General features: G+C 43.4%; 16 protein-coding genes. 14 read left to right on the top strand and 2 right to left on the bottom strand.

All coding sequences use genetic code 11. The annotated features are described in order from the left end of the window. Positions 1-35: 35 nt before the first annotated feature. Together FSB76_RS19350 and FSB76_RS19355 are read right to left on the bottom strand one after the other, a co-directional pair. Complete coding sequence (locus tag FSB76_RS19350) at positions 36-830, bottom strand: alpha/beta fold hydrolase (protein ID WP_147056185.1); 795 nt, start codon at positions 828-830, stop codon at positions 36-38. A gap of 149 nt (positions 831-979) precedes the next feature. Then, positions 980-1,576, bottom strand: a complete 597-nt coding sequence (locus tag FSB76_RS19355) for a Crp/Fnr family transcriptional regulator (protein WP_147056187.1) — start codon at positions 1,574-1,576, stop codon at positions 980-982. A gap of 1,205 nt (positions 1,577-2,781) precedes the next feature. On the opposite strand from FSB76_RS19355, the gene FSB76_RS19360 reads away from it, so the two are divergent. The 14 genes from FSB76_RS19360 (at position 2,782) to FSB76_RS19420 (ending at position 21,432) form a co-directional block, all read left to right on the top strand. Further along, positions 2,782-3,396 carry a DUF4255 domain-containing protein gene (locus FSB76_RS19360; RefSeq protein WP_147056189.1) on the top strand — a complete coding sequence of 205 codons (615 nt, stop codon included), beginning with the start codon at positions 2,782-2,784 and terminating at the stop codon, positions 3,394-3,396. Between the two features lie 7 nt (positions 3,397-3,403). After that, positions 3,404-4,588 (top strand): hypothetical protein, encoded by a 1,185-nt coding sequence (locus FSB76_RS19365; RefSeq protein ID WP_147056191.1) that lies wholly within the window; start codon positions 3,404-3,406, stop codon positions 4,586-4,588. 24 nt (positions 4,589-4,612) lie between these two features. Continuing rightward, complete coding sequence (locus tag FSB76_RS19370) at positions 4,613-6,052, top strand: phage tail sheath family protein (RefSeq protein ID WP_147056192.1); 1,440 nt, start codon at positions 4,613-4,615, stop codon at positions 6,050-6,052. 169 nt (positions 6,053-6,221) lie between these two features. Continuing rightward, the gene (locus FSB76_RS19375; protein ID WP_147056194.1) at positions 6,222-6,659 is read left to right on the top strand and encodes a phage tail protein; all 438 of its coding nucleotides are present in this window, start codon (positions 6,222-6,224) and stop codon (positions 6,657-6,659) included. A 1-nt stretch (position 6,660) separates the two neighbouring features. Then, complete coding sequence (locus FSB76_RS19380; protein ID WP_147056196.1) at positions 6,661-7,128, top strand: phage tail protein; 468 nt, start codon at positions 6,661-6,663, stop codon at positions 7,126-7,128. A 6-nt stretch (positions 7,129-7,134) separates the two neighbouring features. After that, complete coding sequence (locus tag FSB76_RS32205; protein WP_158642937.1) at positions 7,135-7,293, top strand: DUF5908 family protein; 159 nt, start codon at positions 7,135-7,137, stop codon at positions 7,291-7,293. Beyond that, a complete protein-coding gene (locus FSB76_RS19385) occupies positions 7,293-7,976 on the top strand; it encodes a CIS tube protein (RefSeq protein WP_147056198.1) in 684 nt (227 codons plus the stop codon). Before FSB76_RS32205 ends, FSB76_RS19385 begins: the two co-directional genes overlap by 1 nt. A 26-nt stretch (positions 7,977-8,002) precedes the next feature. Then, complete coding sequence (gene vgrG, locus FSB76_RS19390; RefSeq protein WP_147056200.1) at positions 8,003-9,637, top strand: type VI secretion system tip protein VgrG; 1,635 nt, start codon at positions 8,003-8,005, stop codon at positions 9,635-9,637. 67 nt (positions 9,638-9,704) lie between these two features. Beyond that, positions 9,705-9,956, top strand: a complete 252-nt coding sequence (locus FSB76_RS19395; RefSeq protein ID WP_225976545.1) for a PAAR domain-containing protein — start codon at positions 9,705-9,707, stop codon at positions 9,954-9,956. Between the two features lie 19 nt (positions 9,957-9,975). Beyond that, on the top strand, positions 9,976-10,392 hold the full coding sequence (locus tag FSB76_RS19400) for a GPW/gp25 family protein (protein WP_147056204.1): 417 nt from the start codon (positions 9,976-9,978) through the stop codon (positions 10,390-10,392). A 74-nt stretch (positions 10,393-10,466) separates the two neighbouring features. Next, positions 10,467-15,026 carry a hypothetical protein gene (locus FSB76_RS19405; protein ID WP_147056206.1) on the top strand — a complete coding sequence of 1,520 codons (4,560 nt, stop codon included), beginning with the start codon at positions 10,467-10,469 and terminating at the stop codon, positions 15,024-15,026. Positions 15,027-15,067: 41 nt separating this feature from the next. Next, positions 15,068-18,565, top strand: coding sequence for a hypothetical protein (locus tag FSB76_RS19410; RefSeq protein ID WP_147056208.1), 3,498 nt, complete (start codon positions 15,068-15,070; stop codon positions 18,563-18,565). Then, the gene (locus FSB76_RS19415; protein ID WP_147056210.1) at positions 18,562-19,980 is read left to right on the top strand and encodes a contractile injection system tape measure protein; all 1,419 of its coding nucleotides are present in this window, start codon (positions 18,562-18,564) and stop codon (positions 19,978-19,980) included. Before FSB76_RS19410 ends, FSB76_RS19415 begins: the two co-directional genes overlap by 4 nt. A 9-nt stretch (positions 19,981-19,989) precedes the next feature. Next, a complete protein-coding gene (locus FSB76_RS19420; protein WP_147056213.1) occupies positions 19,990-21,432 on the top strand; it encodes an ATP-binding protein in 1,443 nt (480 codons plus the stop codon). The last annotated feature ends 59 nt before the right edge of the window (positions 21,433-21,491 follow it).

Raw genomic sequence — 21,491 nt, forward strand, 5'->3', positions numbered from 1 at the left:
GTGGGTGCAAAATTTATTATTGGATTCCTCGATTATTACTTGCTTTCGGCAAGCAGTATTGCAGCCAGTTTATCCGGCATTGAAATAAATGGCGTGTGGCTGCTTTGCAGGGTATACACTTTAGCTACTTTGCTTGCTTTAACCATATATTGTTGTGCTGGGTAGCTGATTGCATGGTCATTAACCGTATGGATGTATACTTTTTTAATGCTGCCAAAATTCTTTTCAGTCAGGTGTACCGGTTTAGCCAGTGGTGCCAGAGGTTCGGGTTTAATGTTAGCGGCTATATATTCCTGAACTTGTTGCGATGCATCAGCGGCAAAAATGTCGGCTACGGCATCTTTTGCGATGATAGCCGCGCCGTGCTCCTGGTCGATGGTAAGAGATTTACCGATGTGCGATGCAGGGTCTTGTTTTGCGAGTGCTAAAAGGCTGTCGCCATCATGCGGCAGCGCAGCGGCAAGGAAAATCAGTTCTTTAACCTGTGCAGGAATTTCTTCGGCAACCTGGCTAATCACCAGTCCGCCAAAACTATGCCCAACCAAAACAATATTAGTGCGGGTGCCAATAGCTGCTTTTACCTGGTCGACATAAGTTTGAAAGGTGATGCCGGCAAATGAGGTGGTATCTTTTCCATGACCTGCAAGGTTAACATTGATCACCTCTTCGCCCTGGGCTTTTAACAATGGTATCACGGCATCCCACGAAGATGCATCAGACCAGGCTCCGTGAACAAGTACAATAGTTTTAGCGTTTTTGTTGGTTGTTTTTTGGGCTTGAGCAGTAAAACCTAATACACTCATTGCCATCATTATTATTGTTGTTTTCATGTTTTTAAATGCCTAATTGTTTAGGACATCACAAACATCGGGCTATGGCGCAGCAATAAGTTTAACCCAGGTTAAAATCGAAATCCTCTGTGAATTTTTTTTATAGAGGATTTTTGCAATTCAGAATCTTATAAAAAGTTAATGCATTTTTACTTTCCAACCATTCTTTTACGGATCCGGCTCAGCGAAGGCCCCTGGATACCCAGGTAAGATGCGATATGATAAAGGGGCACCGCGTTAAAAATATTCGGGTGTTTTTCCATCATTTCCCGATAACGGTCTTCCGGCGTTTTAAACAAAAATCCTTCCGTATTAACCATAACTTCATGAAAAGCGGTTTCGGCAACAATCCTTCCAAACCGTTCCCATTGGTGCGATTGTCCGTAAAGTTCATTTAGGTGATCGATATGTATGTATAATATAAGCGAATCAACCATCGCTTCGGTATAATAATCACAGGCCGTCTGTGCTAAAAAGCTTTTATAAGATGCTACAAATTGATTATCGGTAAAAAACAGCATATTCTTTTCTTCACCTGTAATGTTATTAACCCGGTATATTCTAAACACGCCACTGATAACGAACCCGAGATGTTTACAAACATTTTTATATTCGTTATAAAACTCGCCTTTTTTGTATTGTTTTAATTTCCAGTAGGGTAATGATAAGTCAAACGCTTCTGGTTTCATCCCGGCAGATCCTAAAATCGTTCGTAATAATGCTATCTCTGTTTGGTTTTCTGACATGCAGTAAAAATATCATTTTTAATTACATCACACACTGAGACCCGGCAATGGTCAATACAATCCTCCACAAGCTGCGGCTTTTGGAGACGAATGAGTCATTTTCAATTTAATCTAAATTCGCCAATTTCTTCAAAGTAAAGAAATTATGAGTTATAATCAACCTCTGCACCACGACTAAAGTGTGTTACCTAATTATAATAGGTTTTTCGCGGAGAAATCTCAAATGCATTTTTACTGCATCGGTCTGAAAACTTGGCTCATAATATGTTTGGATGAAAGTGAATAGATGAATTATGAAACCCTCGATGCTTTTAGCAATTGGGGCAAGAAGAAGCACAATAAAAGAAGGGGCTTTTATTTCCTGGATTATCTTTTATTATGATATATAGTGTCATGGACAGCAACTATAATTAACACTATCGTTGCTATTACCCCTAATGGTATAGTAATTATAGAGAGCCAGAAAAGCGACCCCAAAGGATTAAATATCTTTCCGAAGGCAATTCCTGCCCTGACGCAATCGTCGGTTCCTGCTTCGTTAATTTGACAACCCATACAATAGCCTATGAAACCGGCCAACATTGATATCAATATCGGGGATAAAGCTATTATCAGAATGTACAGATGGTATAGCAGCACTTTTTTGATGCTGACTGTTTCCCCGAATAGATAAGGTCTCATAATGAGCAAGCAAGATAAAATAATTTTTGTCATGTTTTTTGACGTTCCTCTTAAATTAAATTTTAACCAGAGGCTTGAAATACTGAATCTTTCATGAAAGTCAAAATAATTCGCCGGCGATGATTTTTTCCGAAACGCAGCCCGGAATATTTATTATCTAATAAATATAATTATTTAATGATGTGGGATTGTTATTTCCTTCTAATTAAAAACAAGCGCTATTTCTAATTTTGTTTTTTATTTGCTTCGGTTTTCCGCCGTATTGCTTGCGTAAAAATACGCTCGTAAACACGTACAAACCCTATTGTTATACAGTGTGTTAGCAGATAATTTTACCCTCATAGTTATTCGGAAAAATAACACGACCCTAATTCGTGTTTTCCGAATATCTCGCCCCAATTATTCTAAAGATTAGACATTTGTTAACTAATAAATATTGAATACTTATTGCTATAAGTATAAATATTATTATGCGAATATTAAAAAATTACCTGAACCAATAAAAACCTTTATCTGCCTATTATATGATCCGCACAGCACTTCAATTTATACAAAGCGAACTTGAAGCCTATATGGTTAGCCGGGAGAATGATCCCGGCAGCTATAAAACAGGCAACGTTGTTGATTTAAAGCCGATTGTTTTACCTAATGGCAACATCAATATTACGGATTCGACGCATGTTACTATTATGCTGGTGAATATTGAGGAGGAACGCAGGGAAGGAAAGCAAGCCTACTATTTACCAACACCCGATAAAAAGTATTTAAGGCTTAATCCTCCTGTTGAGATTGATTTGTTCCTGCTGTTTGTTGCAAATAATTCCGACTATCCAACCGCGTTGCGCGATCTATCGGATGTTATCGGGTTCTTTCAATCGCACGCTGTGTTTGACAGCCAGGGTTACCCTTCGCTCAACGCCTCGGTAACCGATGCGGTTAATAAGCCCTGGCAGCTGATAGACAGGCTGAGTTTCAAACTGGTTAGCCTGACTTTTGAGCAGCAAAATAACCTGTGGGGTATGTTAAGCTCAAAATATATGCCAAGCGCGGTTTACCGGGTTAAGCTCCTTACCGCGTTTGAAACCAAGGGCAATGATGTGGTTACTTCGGTTAGTGAACTTGATTTTGTTGAAAACTAATTGAAATATGGCAACGCTAACAGTAAAATATTCGCAGCTGCTCACCTTGTCGGTAATGCAACAGTTTTATAGAAATGGCATTTGCGCGGCGTATACCACTGCCCCCAAATTGGATTTCACCATATTACCAACTGATGAATGCCTTGCTTTTTTGAAAGCAAAAAATATGGTATTTAAAAGTACAGATACTACAGGCGGATTTACCATCATGGCACGTACCCTGGGTACCAATCTTTCAGGAAATCCTCTTTTAAAAAGCAGGATAACCAATACCGATAAACTTACCTTTTTTATGCTGCTGAATAACCCTAACGCAGTAAATTTTGATTTGTTGCCAACGCAATTGGCCGCCGGCAATATTTATTATTTCAGCAACCAGGTGGTTGACAATGCAGCCTTGCGCACCAATTTGCATTTATCAAAAAACAAACTTGGCGTAGATGGAAACAACGATCAGGTAAAAAAAACGGATGTTAATTACAAGTACAGCTTTGCCGGTGTTGTAACAACCGCCCAGGCGGTAGTTAAACATCTTTTAACTGGGCTAACTGTAAACGCCGCGTCTGTTATTGTGCAAGGCACAAACTCTATACTAACTTTTAATCTTTCAGCTTTACCATCAGGTCGCTGCCAGTTACTGATCAGCAATGTGCTTATTGATACATTTTATTTTTTGGGTACTATGGCAAGTCAGCCCGTGTTCGGCGTTATCGAACTTAACCTTGCCGCCACATTACCTGCTAATTACAGGATAATTGAAACTGATCAATCCTTACTGCCTACACGGCCCAACTATACTGTTTTGTTTAAAAACCGGCCAACTTTTTGGCGCTACAATATACAGCTGCAAACTACCAGTCCTATTTACCTGGAGATGGCCAAGTTAACGCCCGCGCAAAAAACAGATTATATCAACCAGCTCAGTATTACCTGTAACGATGCAAGTATCAAATTTAAGCTGGCTTCAAATACCGATCTAAGTTTTGTGTTTGTATCGCTGGCCGGCATTCCACTACAGGAAAAGTACGTCTTGTCGTCAAGCGCCACTGGTGCCCCGCTCGTTTTTACCCTATACAAACACATTACAACCAATAAAACCGAGGTGAAATCAAACCTGGCATACCCGTCGACAGGTATCATCAATGCAAGCAATCCTCCAGCTATTTACTCAGACATATTTATATCACTTTAAAAACACTTTAAAAAACAATAAAAAATGGCAAATTACAGATCTCCAGGTGTATATGTAGAAGAAATATCCACCTTACCACCTTCAATTGCAGAAGTAGAATCTGCTGTACCCGCTTTTATAGGCTATACACAGATAGCTACTAACCTGGCAACCGACGATCTGGCCGGGGTGCCCACGCCCATCAACAGCATGGCCGATTATATTCAGTATTTTGGGGGGCCGGATGTTGAAAGCGCAGCAAACCTGACAATAGCGGTTGACGAGCAGCAATCAGGAGGAAAAACAACTGGTTATACCGCTAAGCTGACGTTTGCTAACTCTGGCATGAGCAAGCATATTTTGTACCATGCGGTAAAACTTTATTTCGCAAACGGAGGTACACGCTGCTACATCGTTTCGGTTGGGAAATACAGCGGAAACGTTTCAGAGACCGATTTGGAAGCAGGTCTTACAACTTTGGGCACAACAGAAGGCCCTACCATTTTATTGTGCCCAGAGGCTATATCATCTAACACGCCCAATACCTTTAACCAGGCTATGCTTTTGCAGGCAGCAACCCTGGGCGATAGGTTTGCCATTATTGATACGGCGACAACAACAGTACCTAAAAGTACAAGCTCGGTAGCCGCAGATACCAGCGCCACTATTACTCCTTTACCAGCCGGGCAACCCGAAAGTTCATACGGAGCAGTGTATTATCCATTCCTGCAAACATCGTATAATCATAATTTTAATTTTGATGCCCTTACCATAACCACTTACACCGTTAATGGGGCAGTGCCAAGCCCGGCAAGCCCCAACGCTGGTGTAGCACTTGGCTCACTTAAAACTACTGTTTCGTTATTATACAACGCTATTCTTGCACAATACCAGGGTTATTTTATCACACTGCCACCTTCGGCAGCCATAGCAGGTGTTTATTGTAATGTAGATGCAACCAGGGGTGTTTGGAAAGCACCTGCAAATGTTTCGTTAAACGCTGTAAACAAGGCTGTGGTATCGGTAACACGCGGCGAACAGGACTTGCTGAATATAAACGATCAAAGCGGAAAATCGGTAAACGCTATTTTGAACTCGCCAAATTTTGGCACGCTGGTTATGGGGGCCCGTACCCTGGACGGAAACGATAATGAATGGAAATATGTTAACGTTCGCCGCTTTTTTATAACTGTTGAGCAGTCTATTAAAAACTCCACTGCATCATTTGTATTTGAACCTAATACTTCGGCAACCTGGGTTAAGGTACAGGCAATGATATCAAATTACCTGTTTTTAAAATGGCGCGATGGCGCACTTGCCGGAGCAAAATCCGACCAGGCCTATTTTGTAAACGTAGGTTTGGGCAGCACCATGACCTCGCTTGATATTCTTGAAGGACGAATGATCATTGAAATTGGAATGGCTGTAGCGCGGCCTGCCGAGTTTGTAGTGCTTCGCTTCGAACAAATGCTGCAAACTTCCTAATGTCGTGTCAACGATAAATTGACGGATAGTCTTTAGTCCAAAGCCTTAAGTTCTAAGCCCGAAAAGAAAAAAATCAACTTTAGACTTACGACTTAGTACTCTTGACTTAGCACTAATCGCAAAAAACAAGTATTTAACTGTATTATAAAAACATCAACAACAATATAAAATGGCAAATTACCCAATTCCAGTCTTCCATTTCAGTGTTTCATTGGGGGGCGGAGCACCTATAGGTTTTTCAGAAGTAAGCGGACTTACCCAAGAGGTACAGGCGATAGATTATCGTGATGGCTTAATGTCATACACTACCTTACCGCTTAAAAGGCCAGGCTTAAAAAAAGCAAGCAATATCACTTTGAAAAAGGGATATATTGAAAAAGACAATAATTTTTACAACTGGCTCAACAACAGTGGTAACCCTGGCGTTGACCGCCGCGACCTGACAATTACGCTGTTGAATGACGAAAACAACCCTGTTTTTGTCTGGAGCGTAACACAGGCATGGCCGGTAAAAATTGAAGGCCCGGGTTTAAAAGCTACCGGTAACGAGATAGCAATTGAATCTATCGAATTGGTGCACGAGGGGATAGTAGTAACAGCGGCTTAAAATGGCAACCTATTATCCACCGGGCGGCTTTTACTTTAAAGTGGAATTTGTTGGGGTAAGCGGTGCCGATAGCGATACCGAACAACGTTTCCAGGAAGTTAGCGGCCTAACGGTCGAAGTTGAAGTGGAGGAGTTGCGCGAAGGAGGCGAGAACAGGTTTGTTTACAAATTCCCAAAACGGGCCAAGTATCCAAACCTGGTTTTAAAAAGGGGATTGTTAAAAGGCACCAAATTGCTTGATTGGTTTCACTCTGCCATGAATACCTACTTCACAGTAGTTGTTTATGACTTTAAACCGGCTGATATGCTGATAACACTGATGGACGAAGCAGGCCAGCCCTATGCCGTCTGGAACGTAGTGCAGGCGTATCCGCTAAAGTGGTCTACTTCCGATTTTAAAGCCACAGATAACTCGGTTGTTGTGGAAACCATAGAGCTTGCTTATCAATATTTTGAACGAAAAATGTAAAAAGCTATGCCTGTACAAATAAACGAAGTAATCATCCGGACGATAGTTGACACGGCTCCGGTAAGCCAGGAAACCCAGCCGGAGCCGGCAGCAAATAACAATAGCTCGGAATACGAAGCAATTGAAAAGGTACTTGAAATAATTAAAGAAAAAAACGAACGCTGATGGATACGCAAAGCGCGGCAATGTTGCCCTTTAACCTTAAAATAATATCGACCGATGAAAACGGTATACCCAGCTTAGGCGTGCCTTTTTTGGCCATGTTTAATCCCGAAAACATAGCCATTAACGAAACCGTTAGCTGGAATGAAAAGAAGCCTGTAGGGCAGGCAGGCACCGACCCTACTTTTGTTGGTATACAGCCGCGCACTTTTACTATTGAGCTGACGCTTGATGGAACCGGGGTAAATACCAACGGTGTAAAAATCCCGGTTACAGCGCAGGTGCTTCTCTTCCGGGCGGCTACAACCAGCATCAATGGCACGCTTCACAAACCCAATTATTTACTGATACAGTATGGTTTGTTTATCTGTAATTGTTGTTTAAAATCGTCAACGGTTACTTACACCATGTTTGATATGTTCGGCTTGCCAATACGGGCCAAAATAAGCGCCACGTTTACCGAACGGACGCCCCAGGCATTGGGCGGCATATTAAGTATGCTGTCCTCGCCCGATCTTACACATACCGTACCGATAAAGCAGTGGGATCTGCTGCCTTTGTTAACCTACCGGATATATAAAGATCAAAACTATTATTTGCAGGTGGCAAAGGTTAATAAGCTTAAAAATTTCAGGAAACTCACGGCAGGCAGTTCGCTCATTTTTCCGCCGATTTCAAACAAGTAAAAATTCCCAATTTAATCAGCTAAGTTATGTTAGATAGTTTACCACCAGGTGCTGCACAGGCAACAGATTTGGTTACCCAAAAGGTTCTTATTAACGGGACTGCATTGAGCACCAGTGTTTTGCTTTCGCGGATTTTGGTAAATAAAACTTTTAATAAAGTTTCATACGCTAAAATTGTGTTTCTGGATGGGTCGGCCTCTGATGCCGACTTCCCGCTTAGCGATGATGACACCTACAAGCCCGGCAATACGGTAGAAATTCAATTAGGCTACCACGGGCAAACCGATACTGTATTTAAGGGGATTATTGTAAAACATGCTATTAAGGCAAAGCAAAACGGCGCCTCGTTGCTTACCATCGAAGCAAAGGATAGGGCAATAACATTAACAGCGAACCGAAACAGCGCGTACTACATTAACCAAAAGGACAGCAATGTAATAACAACGCTGGCCGGCAGCCTGGATACCGATATTGACGACACCGGTGTAACCCAGCCCCAACTGGTACAGTTTGACGCCACCAACTGGGACTTTATACTAACCCGGGCCGAAGCCAATGGGATGCTGGTACTTGCCGACGATGGCAAGCTGGTTGTTAAAAAACCAACCACCAGCGGTTCGCCGGTATTAACCGCAACTTACGGGCAAAGTATTTTTGAGTTTGAAGCCGAAATGGACGCTCGTCGCCAGTTTTCTTCAGTTTCGAGTATCTCCTGGGACTATACACAGCAACAGCTCGAAAAATCGGGCCCCGGCAGCACATCATTCATCGACAATGGCAATATCCAGGTTTCTGACATTGCCACGGTGTTGAACGCGCAGGTACAACTGAACCACCCGGGACATTTAACCCAACAACAGCTGCAAAACTGGTCCGATTCGTACGAACTGCGGAACCATCTTTCTAAAAATGTTGGCCGTGTGCGTATCCAGGGGAATGCCAAAGTAAAACCAGGTACAATGATAACCCTTGCCGGCGTTGGCGACCGTTTTAACGGCAACGTGTTTGTAAGCGGCATCATGCACATTTTTGATGGCTTTTGGTCAACCGACGTTCAGTTTGGTTGGAGCGAAGACTGGTTTTATAAAAAAGAAGATGTGATGAACAAGCCTACCTCGGGACTACTACCTGGTGTTAATGGCTTGCTTATCGGCACCGTGCTGGATGTTAACGACGCCGACCAAAGCCAATACCGTGTAAAGGTGCAGGTGCCAACCATTACTTCGGGCAGCGACGGCATTTGGGCCAGGGTGGCAACGCTTGATGCAGGGGCCAATCGCGGAACTTATTTTCGTCCGCAGGCTACCGACGAGGTGATACTGGGCTTTTTAAACGATGATCCGCGCGAGCCTGTTATACTGGGATACCTGCACAGCAGTAGTTCAAAAAAATCGCCCTTACCGGTCGATAGCGGTGCCGAACAATATGGTTTTGTAAGCAAGCAGGGTATAAAACTCATCTTCGACGATACCAATAGCCGGCTTACGCTTTCCGTAACTACGCCAACAGGGCAAAAATCAATTATCCTTAATGATTCTTCGGGCGCTTTTGCAATGACTGATGAAAATCAAAACAGCATTAAAATGGATCCGAGCGGCATTACCATACAGGCAGGCACTGGCAACGTCATCATCAAAGGTACTACCGTAATGATTAATTAAAGTTTAACAATAAAACAATACAAATATGCCACCAGCTGCCCGCGTTTCTGACAATCATGTTTGCCCTATGGTAAATCCCGGTGGTGTGCCCCACGTAGGCGGGCCAATACTGCCGCCCGGTGCGCCCACCGTATTAATTGGCGGTACGCCGGCAGCAACAGTTGGCAGCATGTGCACATGTACCGGGCCGCCCGACAGCATAATAATGGGATCATCCACGGTGTTAATAGGCGGTTCGCCGGCCGCGCGACTGGGCGATTCAACCGCGCATGGCGGCACCATAGTTTTAGGTTGCCCCACCGTGCTAATTGGGGGTTAATTTTTAAAAAAATTGAAAAATGGCTATTACAAACCAAACTTTTTTAGGAACAGGGTGGAGCTTTCCGCCAACATTTCGCAGGGAAACGGCAACCGTTGATATGCTGGCCAACGAAGCTGACGTGCAAAGCAGCATCCAGATTATTATATCAACTATAAACGGCGAGCGGGTGATGTTGCCCAATTTTGGCTGCAATTTGCAACCCCACGTTTTTGATGTTATGAATGTACCCACCATCGCCATGATACAAAAAATAGTAAACGATGCATTGGTTTATAACGAGCCAAGGATCATTGTGGAAAGTGTTATCGCAACGCCCGACGAGGTAAACGGTGTATTGAATATTAATGTGCAGTATAGCATCATTACAACCAACACGCGGTATAACTATGTGTATCCATTTTATATTAACGAGGCCACTAATATTGCTACATAACACCCCATCTGCCAATAAAATAGATTTTTTACACCAGTGGCCCTTAAAGCCAGGACATCAAAATACTTTTAAAAATGGAAAACTGTAATTGCCATACCGAAATAATACTGAAGGGTTCGGGTCAGTTAGAGCGTTATCTCGAAGCCCTCGACCCATCCTATGTGTCGATTGATGGCAGGAGCTTCGAGGATTTACTATCATTTGCCGCGGCTTATGCCAATCAGATCAGGTTTTATGACATGCCAGGCGACGAGGTAAATGATACTACGCCGCCGGCGAAAGTTAGCTGGGTTGAGTTTTTTAAAAGAGACATGGCCGTAATTGCAGCATCGGTTGCATCAGTTAATCTCGATAAAATCAGGAACGATTACGAAAATATCAGCGAACAGATATTGCTTGACCCTTCGGCTGAGTTATATGCCGATTTGCTTAACCAGATAGTAGCCATTGCCGCACAAATTGACCAATGGTATTCAGCTGCCATTCCACAAAATCCATTACACGCCGATATTGACCTGGCAGTTAAATCATCGTTGAGCGCACAGCTTAAAAAATTAATTGCTTACGAGGAAGGTTTCATCGTAGTTGATTCAAAAACAGTTTTGAATATTGATTTTTCGAAGCTGCAAAATAAAGATGAGTGGGGTTTAAATGCCGCTGTTAACCCCGAGTTTGATATTTACCTGGGCACAACTCCCGAAGCCCGGATATTAAATGCGGTGCCTTATGTTGATGATATTTTCCAGGCATTTTTTGGTGTTATTAATAACATTGTTGATGATGCGCCTGGCTACCTTAGCTTTGCCATTACGCAATACCCTGCTCACCAGCCTTATATGGCGCTGTATATTGCATTCCTGCAATTATTTGCCCTTGCGCAGGAGCAGATGAACGGACTCACCGGCCGCATGCTTGATTTTTATTACCGCGATGTGTTGCGTCTTGCCCCAAAATCAGCAGTGCCCGATAAAGTATTTGTGATATTTCAATTGGCTCAAAACGTTGCCGAATATGATTTACCACAGGGTACATCATTGTCTGCAGGAAAAGACGCAGCAGGCCTGGACCAGGTTTACCGCACAGAAGCCGATTTTGTTATTAACCAGGCCAGTGTAAAGGAGCTTAAAAATATATTCATACAAAAAACGCCTGTCACCGCGGATGAAGCCGGGAAAACAGTGGCCGCAGTTTATGCCAATCCGGTAGCAAATTCAATGGATGGCCTGGGTGTAAAATTCACCGTTCCAAATTCAAAATGGCCAACCTTTGGGTCGGGAGGCGCTGTACAAACTGCTCCAAAAAATATTTGCGAGTATATCAGCCAAAAGCAAGCCGCGCTAACGCCGCCAAATAATACCCAAATAGGTTTTGCTATTGCATCTCCCCAGTTAGTATTGCAGGGAGGCACGCGGCTGATAAAATGCAGCATGCCTTTTGATTTTTCCAAATTCCCGGTAAATGTTAACATGTTGAAAACTCTTAATTTGCAGGTAGTATTAACCGGCGAAAAGAGTTGGCTAAACATCAGCCGGCTAATGGATAAAAAAGAGGCTGAAGCTATTAAACAGGTAATGGACAACGGTTTATTTCCCGCTCCTGATCCAACCAACGGCTTCCTTTCAGAAAGCGGCTTTTTCTTTGCCCAGGAAGAGGATACTAACAGTAAACCGGTAACCGGCATATTATACATTTTTATGCCGATATCTGAACAAGGTATTGTACCGTTTAATGCCAAAACGCACACAGGCAACTACCAAACGGCCTATCCTGTTATGCAGGTTTTAATAGGCTCGGGCCTTGGTTTCCCGGCAAGCTTTTTCCACGGTCTAAAGGTTGACAGCCTGTCGATAGCTGTGCAGGTGGGATCCATTAACGGCATAAAAAACAAAGGCCAGGATATTAATAACGATGGGTTAAAGAAGGTTAACATTCAAACCGATAGCGGCCTGGTTACACCGGGTAAACCGTTTGATCCGTTTACTAAAGTTCCTTACCAGGGCATGTCGTTTTATATCGAAAGCGATGAGGTGTTTAATAAGCCAATGGGGCAGTTAGCGGTAAATATAACCAAGTCCATTCCTGAAGAACCCGATTCCAATTACTCATTTCCATATGCAGTTAGTGTACTTGCCCGAAATAACTGGAAAGGGCTGGTTGACCATTACGGTCAGCAATTCACAACGGAAAGCCTCACGTTTAATATATTAAACGTAGCTAACAAATCAGATGCCGGTCAATTCGTGCAATTTACCCAGGTAATTGACGAGGCGGCAACCACCCCCGATCATTTTCCGATAAGCCTTGACCGTTCGCCAATTGAGTATTATACGGGTTATGATATAGGTGCCTATAAAAATTTTATCAGGATTGATAACCAGGCCAATTTTGATGATGATATCCAATCATTAATACGGGATGCGCCTAAATTCCAGATACAGGGGCTATCGCTGAGCTACCAATCGGTATTAACCGTGCTTGACCCTAAAATCGATCAGTTTTTCCATATTTATCCTTTTGGCACTGTCGAAACTTACATTACCACACCGGGTACCGAAACCGTAAACAAGCAATTGATATTGCAGCAAAAACCATTAATGCTTGATGCAAAAAACATCCTTTTGCCGCAGTTTACCTTTTTAAATCCAACCGAGGTTTACAAAGATGTGGTGTCGGGCAAGGGTTCAAAGATACGTACCGAACTGTTTATTAAATCGGCCCAATATTCAGGCGACGAGGTTCTCGATAAGCTAATATATGACGCCAGCGGTTTAAACAGAATAATTAGAGGGGGCAATAACCAATACTCCGATACCGTACAGGAAGAAGGGCTGCTGTTTATCGGTGTAGAAAAGTTACAGCCGCTTCAAACGCTCTCCCTGCTTTTTGAATTTGCACCGGGCAGTGCGATTGACGAAGACGGTGATCTGGATGAAATAAAAATAAACTGGTCATACCTAATCTACAACGAATGGAGGCCATTAAATGCCGAAAATATTATTTCGGACAGCACATATCGTTTCCAAACCACAGGCATTGTCAAGTTGAGCGTTCCGGCTGATGCCAACGACAGCCATACTATAATTACCAATGGCTTGTACTGGTTTTGTGCAAGTGTAACCAACAAATCAGAGCGTATCCCCGAACTGATAGATATTATTGCACAGGCCGCCGAAGTTGTTTTTTATGACCAGGGTAACAGTCCTTCGCATTATGATAATGCGCTGCCCGCCGGTAGTATCAGTAAATTATCAGTCGCCGTTTCGCAGGTAAAGGGTGTAACACAACCTTACGCCTCGTTTGATGGTAAACACAAAGAAGAAGGAAAGGAATATTATACCCGCGTAAGCGAAAGGCTAAGGCACAAAAGGCGTGCAGTTACCCCATGGGATTATGAACGCCTGGTGTTGGAACAGTTTCCCGAAGTGTTTAAAGTAAAATGCATCACCAACGTCGACCCAGAATGCCTGTGCCCTGATCCTCCATCTTTATTGGAAGCGCGGGATGCCGGCCTGCTGACAAAACCGAAATGCTGCGGACCGGTTAAATCATCTGGCAATGTTTTAATTGTGCCTGTTCCCAATCTTAAGAACAATAACGCCGAAAATCCGCTGCAGCCTAAAACAAGCAGGTTAACCTTAATTGAGATAGTAAACTATTTAACCCCCTTAACTTCGCCTTTTGTAACAGTGCATGCCAAAAATCCGGTTTATGAGCAGGTGATTGTGTTTTTCAGGGTGAAATTTTTAAGTGGGATAGACAAGGGTTACCATTTGCAAAAACTGAACGAGGAAATTGTTCAATACCTTACCCCCTGGGCATTTAATGCCGAAATTGAGGCTGATTTTGGAAAAAAAATATATGCATCGTCTATAATCAACTTTATACAGCAACGCAGTTACGTTGATTTTATCACCGACTTTTTAATGGGTGTTTGCCGCGACGAATGCTGCGTACCCGACACGCCAGATACAACCACTGTTACCGCAGAAAACTTTGTGACTGCCTTAAACCAGGTATCGGGTTGCAATGATATTGAAGCATTTTTGAAAAACCAGGGTTATTTTATCGGCGATGTAATTGCCGAGCCGTCAACCCAGAGGTCGCTGCTGGTATCTGCTCCAAAACATATCATCCTGCTTTATGAAGATCCGAAAGAATTAACCGTTTGCGAAAAGCTGCAAAAGGTGGTCCCGCTGCCAATTCACTTTCCAACTTCTGTTGTTGAAGCCCCAGCCGAACAATCGCCAACGCCACCACCGGCACCGGCACCATTTGCAGCGCCAGAGGAGGCTGCAGCGGCCCCTGCAACCGAAGAGGTAAAACCGGAAGCAACCAACCTGGAAAATAACCTTAGTGCAGGTGAGGTAAAAGAACTGGCTCCGCAGGAAGCCGCTGTCGCAGTAGAAAAGCACAACGTGATAGAAGAAACTATTGAAAATTTTGACAAGGCCTTGGGTGCCCAAACCAGGAATATTACCGAAAAGGGTAAGGCTGCGGTTAAGAAAGCAGAAGATTTTATTAAAAATGTGGTTAAAGGCAAATCTTCGGGCCCGTCGCAAATTGATCCGGCGCCAGAAACTAAAGAGTTGCCCCCGGCAGATGATAAATCTTCAAATAGTAACAAATCAAAATAATAACCAATCGATCTGTAATTATCTATATAAAATCTATTCCTATGCTAACTCCAGTTTCATTAATAAAGGCGAATCCGCTTCTTCCTGCCGAAGATTACCAGGCATTGCGTTCACAGGGAATTAAACTGATTGAACAATTGGGCAGCGATATCTGGACAAACTATAACTATTCGGATCCGGGTATAACCATTTTGGAAGCTGTATGCTATGCTATAACCGACCTATCGTACCGGACTGACTTTGATATTAAGGACCTGCTGGCACCGGAGCAATTGACCAACAATACCTGGAAAGAGATTTTTTATACTGCCAAACATATTTTGCATAACAGCGCGCTTACTATTAATGATTATCGTAAGCTTATCATTGATGTAGAAGGTGTGCGCAATGCATGGTTTACCATGAGCAAAGATTACGAGGTGCCCATTTGGATTGATTATAACAGTTTTGAAAAAAGGGTGAATTATGATTGCGATTGCGAAGACAAGGAAGAGGAGGTTTGTTACGGAAAACTGGGCCTTAATCAGGTAACCGTTCCTGCAGCAAAAACCGCACGCGAGGCAAAATTAACACAGCTGGAAGCTGTATTGACTAAATTACAGGCAAATTTAGATAAAAAAACCGCCGCGCTGAATGCCTTGCCTCCTCCGCCGGATACCGACTATATAGCTTTAGATAAATTAACAGCCGAAATAGCCCGGTTAACCAACGAAAAAAACATTTTGCTGGAGGAGATAACTGACGCAAGAAATCCAACGTTTGTACGTCCCGAAATTTTGGAAATGGAGGGCTTGTACAATGTAATGGTTGAGTATGAGGAAGATATTATTGATGCAGGCAAGCGCGAAGAAGTACGGCAATTGGTTATTGACAAACTGGCTGCAAACCGAAACCTATGCGAGGATTTTTTAAGTATCGACGCGGTGGAATACGAGGATTTTGGGATAGGCGCCTCGATAGTACTGGAAGAAAATGCGGATCCGGACCTGGTTTTGGCGCAGATGTTTTTTACCATTTATAAATATTTTACGCCCTCGGTGCCGTTTCACACCATACAGCAAATGCTGGATAAAAATTACGAGGTAGATGAAATATTTGAGGGACCTGCGTTGGAACACGGATTCATTGATTCGGCAGATTTAGAGAAAACAGACTTGTTCCGCAATATTATGTTATCAGAGTTAATATCCGATATCGCCAATATTCCGGGCATTAAGGGTATCACTTACCTGCACCTGCCATTTACCGGGGCTGCAGATACCGATACATCCGGCAATCTGTATTTTGATGCCTGGATTGATAACCTGCAAAGCGAACGTAAAATTGCACGCATCCAACCTGCCAAATCCCAGGTGCTTTTTTGCAAAGAACGCCAGTTTATTACCTATTACACCGGCAGCAACAGCGACAGGAAACCCGATAAAATGCTTCGGCTTTTTACCAATATGAAAGCCGTTGAACGTAAATATAAATTAATAGGTGCCGAACTGGATTTTGCCGTACCCAACGGCGAATACATGAACCTGGAAGATTATTACCCGGTTACTTACTCGTTGCCGGTTACCTATGGTGTTAGCGAGCGTGGCGGGCTCCCGGCCAATGCCGATGCCGGCCGCACGGCACAGGCGCTTCAACTTGGCGGCTACCTGCTTTTTTTTGAACAGGTACTAAAAGATTACCTGGTGCAATTAAATCACCTGCGCGAACTGTTTAGGTTTGATGACGAGCCACGGCACACCTATTTTACTACTGCGCTTACCGAAATTGAGAATTTAAACCAGTTGCTGATTGATAAAAACAATCACGGCCCACAAAATTTCGACCTGATAGTAAAGGATTTTGAAAAAGTGATTAAAGGCCTTACCGAAAATCATGATTTATTCCGTACCCGCCGCAACGGTTTCCTTGATCATATGCTGGCCCGTTTTAGCGAAGACCTGACAGACTATGATGCCTTGATGAAATGGATGGATCCGAAAAACGCAGATGCAAGGTTAATTGGCGATAAAACGCGAATTCTCAAACAGGGAGAGTATGAACGCATCAGCAGCGATAGGGCTCAGGCATATAATTATGCACTACCCAATACCTGGGATTCGGGAAATGTATCGGGCGCCGAGCGCCGCATAGGGCGGCTTTTGGGTTTCGAAAATGTAAAACGCCGCTCGCTTGTTCCTTCATTCCTGATGAGCGAAGCGCTGATGGTGCAGGATGATCCTTCCTCGCCGCCCAAACAAAAACTAACCAAAACGGGAGTGCCCTTAAATGTTATTAAAATAGTCGATCCGCTGGAAAATGAAACGGTAATTTTTACAAGTGTTGAAGTAATGCAGGGCTGCTGTACCGACTTGTTGATGGAGGATATTTTGGAGCATGCCGATGACCGTGCATATTTTAAATTCAGCGACGAAGTAAAAACACGCAGCCGCAGATCTGCCGGGTTGGTAGGTAAATTCTGGTTCGAATTGTATGACAGTACCGACCCTGCAACTGCAGTACTGCTGGGCACTAGCGAAACGTTTTCGAAAAAAAGCGACCGGGACGAAGCTTTTACGAAACTGGAGAAGTTAATGAAGCACATTAACGCCAACGAGGGGATGCACATGATTGAACATATTTTGCTGCGCCCTAAACTGGATGAGGTAGTTGATGAAACCGGGAGCGACCAGGCGGTTAGTCTTTTGGATATTTGCCTTAATAGCTGCGATTTAAACGCAAGCGATAATGAACAAATTACCGAGCCGCCTTACATCAAAAAAATAACACGGATTCCTGCCGCAAAATGTTACGACAGTATGCCCTGGGTATTGCAATATGTAAGGTCGGCTGCCGAGGATAATGTTACACAACCGGGCGAAGATCTCCCGGCCAGGTCGATACTTTACCAAAAAGTTTACCTGGATGGCACCAACCCCATGCTGCTTAAATTCAGGAAATATGAGGATATGGTTCAGCGCATCAACGATCTGAATGAATTTGGTTCAGAACGGATAAATTACCAGATAGTTGCCGATAATGAAAACCCGGCCAAATACGGGTTTATCATCAATGGCGCAAACGGCGTGGTTTTGGCGCAAAGCCTTTACCTGTTCAACAAAAGCACCGATACGCCCGATACCTTTGACATTGAAAAAGAGATTGCTGTATTGATGGAGTATTTTGGCTACCGGCTTTACCTGTATTGCAATTCCTATCCCTGCGATGCCTCAACAGATCCGTATTCATTTCACACTACTGTTGTTTTGCCTTGCTGGCCAAAGCGCCTTCGCAATCCATCGTTCAGGAACCTGGTCGAAAAAACCATCATATCCGAATCGCCCGCTCATGTTATTACACGCGTGATGTGGATAGGTATTGAAGAAATGCAGCGTTTTGAAAAAGCTTACGCCGCGTGGCTGGTTGAGATGGCGCAAACAGAAGTGCCCGAATACGATGTGGTAAACCCGCTGGTTGATGTACTTAATTCATTGGTGCCCTGCGGCGTTTGTGCCGACGACTGTACGCACGAAAATGCGCCTAATGTAAATACTGATAAATGACACATGTAGTTAACCGGCTGCAATTTGAGGTAGTATGTTCTGATGAAGAGCTATCGCTAAACCTGCGTCAAAATTTTGCGCAGACGGTTCAGCAGGAGATAGCACAGATTATTGACGAAGTATGTTCTGAAAGTGTGGGAGAGCATGAATCGATAAAAATTGACAGGATAGAGCTGGACATGGGTTCTTTCAGCCGGCATACATTCGGAACTGATTTCAGAACTGTATTTCGCCAAAAATTGCGGGCCGAATTGGCCAAACAGCTGGCAGCCATCCCCCAGCAAAGCAGGCAGATTTCGCAATTACTGTCGGATACCGAAATGCTTTTTTATTTCCTGTCCAACGGCTCCCTGCCCTGGTTTGCCGACGAGGGCACCATCAACCTCGACAAAATATTTAGCAACGTGGCACTTAATCACGCCGATGTGCTGAAAAGCTTTTTTGAGCATGTAAAATCAAACGGAAATATATGGAAGAGGCTGGCCTGGCAATTTAATGCATCATCAAAAGACGTAGTTATAAGTTTATCAGCAGAACTTAAAAAGGCACAAGAGACTTTTTTAAACTGGGTAACACAAATTGTAAATAAGTTAACTGCTCGCGGCAGCTTCACAGTTGATTTTGCCGGTACAGATATACAAAAGGAATTTAGTGATATAAATGATGTCATCATCAAAAATGCACCGGCTATATTTACTTACAGTGGCAGTATTGATGTTTTGCATCAGGCCTTTCAATCGCAGATACAAGAAGTTTTTAAAGCAAACCAGGCCCTTGCAGATGCGGCTGCGGTCGAACTATCGGTTATTACCGGCATTAGCCAGCCCGAGCCCGGAATTTTGGCAGAGGCTAAACAGTCTGCACAAAACGATCCGGTAATAACATCCGCTTCAAATGGGTCAGCGGCGGATGATGTCCAAAAATATTCGGTTAAATACGCTGGTATTGTATTGCTTGCTCCTTTTTTAAAGCCATTTTTTACGCAACTTGATTTGCTGAATGGCAGGGAATGGAAGAACACAGAATCAACATTCAGGGCGGTACACCTGTTGAAGTTTTTGGCGACCGGGCAAAAAAAAGTGCCTGAATACGCTCTTGTCTTCGAAAAAATACTATGCGGTTTACCGGCAGATATGCCCGTGCCCCTGGATATAATTTTAACCGATGAGGAGATAGCCGAATCGGAGTCACTTTTAAAGGCGGTAATCAGCCACTGGAATATACTCAAAAACACGAGTACTGATGGCCTGCGCGAAAGTTTTATGAAACGCGATGGACTACTGACCCGAAAGGAAAATGGCTGGCTTTTACAGGTAGAAAGAAAAACGCTTGATGTATTGCTGGACAGTATTCCCTGGGGCTTTTCGACCATAAGTTTAGTATGGACCCGCGATTTGATTTTTGTTGAATGGTAATATAATGATATGGCGAAGACAAAAAAAAATATTGAGCAAACACCTGCTGAAGCCGAACAGGCAAAGCCCGAAGTAAGCATGCTTAACCGTAACGCCGACACGCTTACGCGCGAAATTACCTGGTTTGCAAATGTGGTTAACAAACGGCTGCAGGAATTTTTTCCAAACAACAAAGCCGGCGAGGGTTCGCAAGAACCTATTACCGGCGTAGGATATATTTTAACCGATGCTCCGGTCCCTGATCTTACTAACGATCACTCCGTTTATGCCGATTTTGTAAACTACTATAAATTAAATACCGATGAAAGGTTGCTGTTGATATTGGCGCTTATCCCGTATGTGCAGCCCAATTTTTTGGACCCTTTTTTTTCGGTGAACAAAGCGCTGGGACGTGGTTATACCGAATTTGGCGGCGTAAAAGGCAGCCGCCACAGCGGCTTTATACCTACCATTGAAACAGCCATGTTTTTATTGGCCGGGAATGACCTGGCGCATCGGTTTAAACTAAGCCGTTTGTTTGAGACTGATCACGTTTTGCTGGCCCATAATATATTACAACTGGACCAGGGGAGCAGCTCCGAACCTTTTTATAGCAGCACAGTAACCGTTACCGACGAATATGTTGATTTTTTTACATCGGGCAATTTGCGTAAACCCCAGTTTAGCCCCGATTTTCCGGCAAAAAGATTGACAACAGGGATGGAATGGAGCGATCTGGTAGTTGATGAGTACACCATGCAGCAGTTGGACGAAATACGCATCTGGCTTCAATATGGATCAATCCTGCAAACCGAGTGGGGAATGAACAAAAAACTGAAACCTGGTTACAAAGCGTTGTTTCATGGCTCGCCCGGTACAGGAAAAACGCTAACAGCGATGCTTTTAGGTAAGTTATTTGGTTTGGATGTGTATCGGATTGACCTATCGATGGTGGTATCAAAATACATTGGTGAAACAGAAAAAAACCTGGAGAAGGTTTTCAAAAAAGCCGAAAATAAAAACTGGATACTGTTTTTTGATGAGGCCGATTCGCTATTTAGTAAAAGAACATCGATATCCGACTCGAACGACAAATACGCCAACCAGGAAGTAGCCTACCTTTTACAGCGGCTGGAGGACTATCCGGGCCTGGTGATATTAGCCAGCAATATGCGCAACAACGTAGATGAAGCTTTTACCCGCCGCTTAAATTCAATTATTCATTTTCAGAAGCCGCAAAGCCGCGAAAGACACATGATCTGGAAAAACGCCTTCAGTAAGGTATGCACACCACCTGATGAAAATCATTTGGAGCAAATAGCAAAGCAGCATGAACTTTCAGGCGGGGCCATCATGAATGTTGTTCATTACTCATCATTGATGGCTTTAAACAGGGGAGATAAAATAATTGCTGTTGACGATATTTTGCAGGGAATAAAAAAGGAATTCAAAAAAGAGGGAAAAACTATTTGATACGATGCAGAAGTTGAATTTTGATAGAGGGATACCCCTTATTTTTTAACAAAAGCAGA

It is taken from the genome of Mucilaginibacter ginsenosidivorax, from assembly GCF_007971525.1.
Taxonomy (GTDB): domain Bacteria; phylum Bacteroidota; class Bacteroidia; order Sphingobacteriales; family Sphingobacteriaceae; genus Mucilaginibacter; species Mucilaginibacter ginsenosidivorax.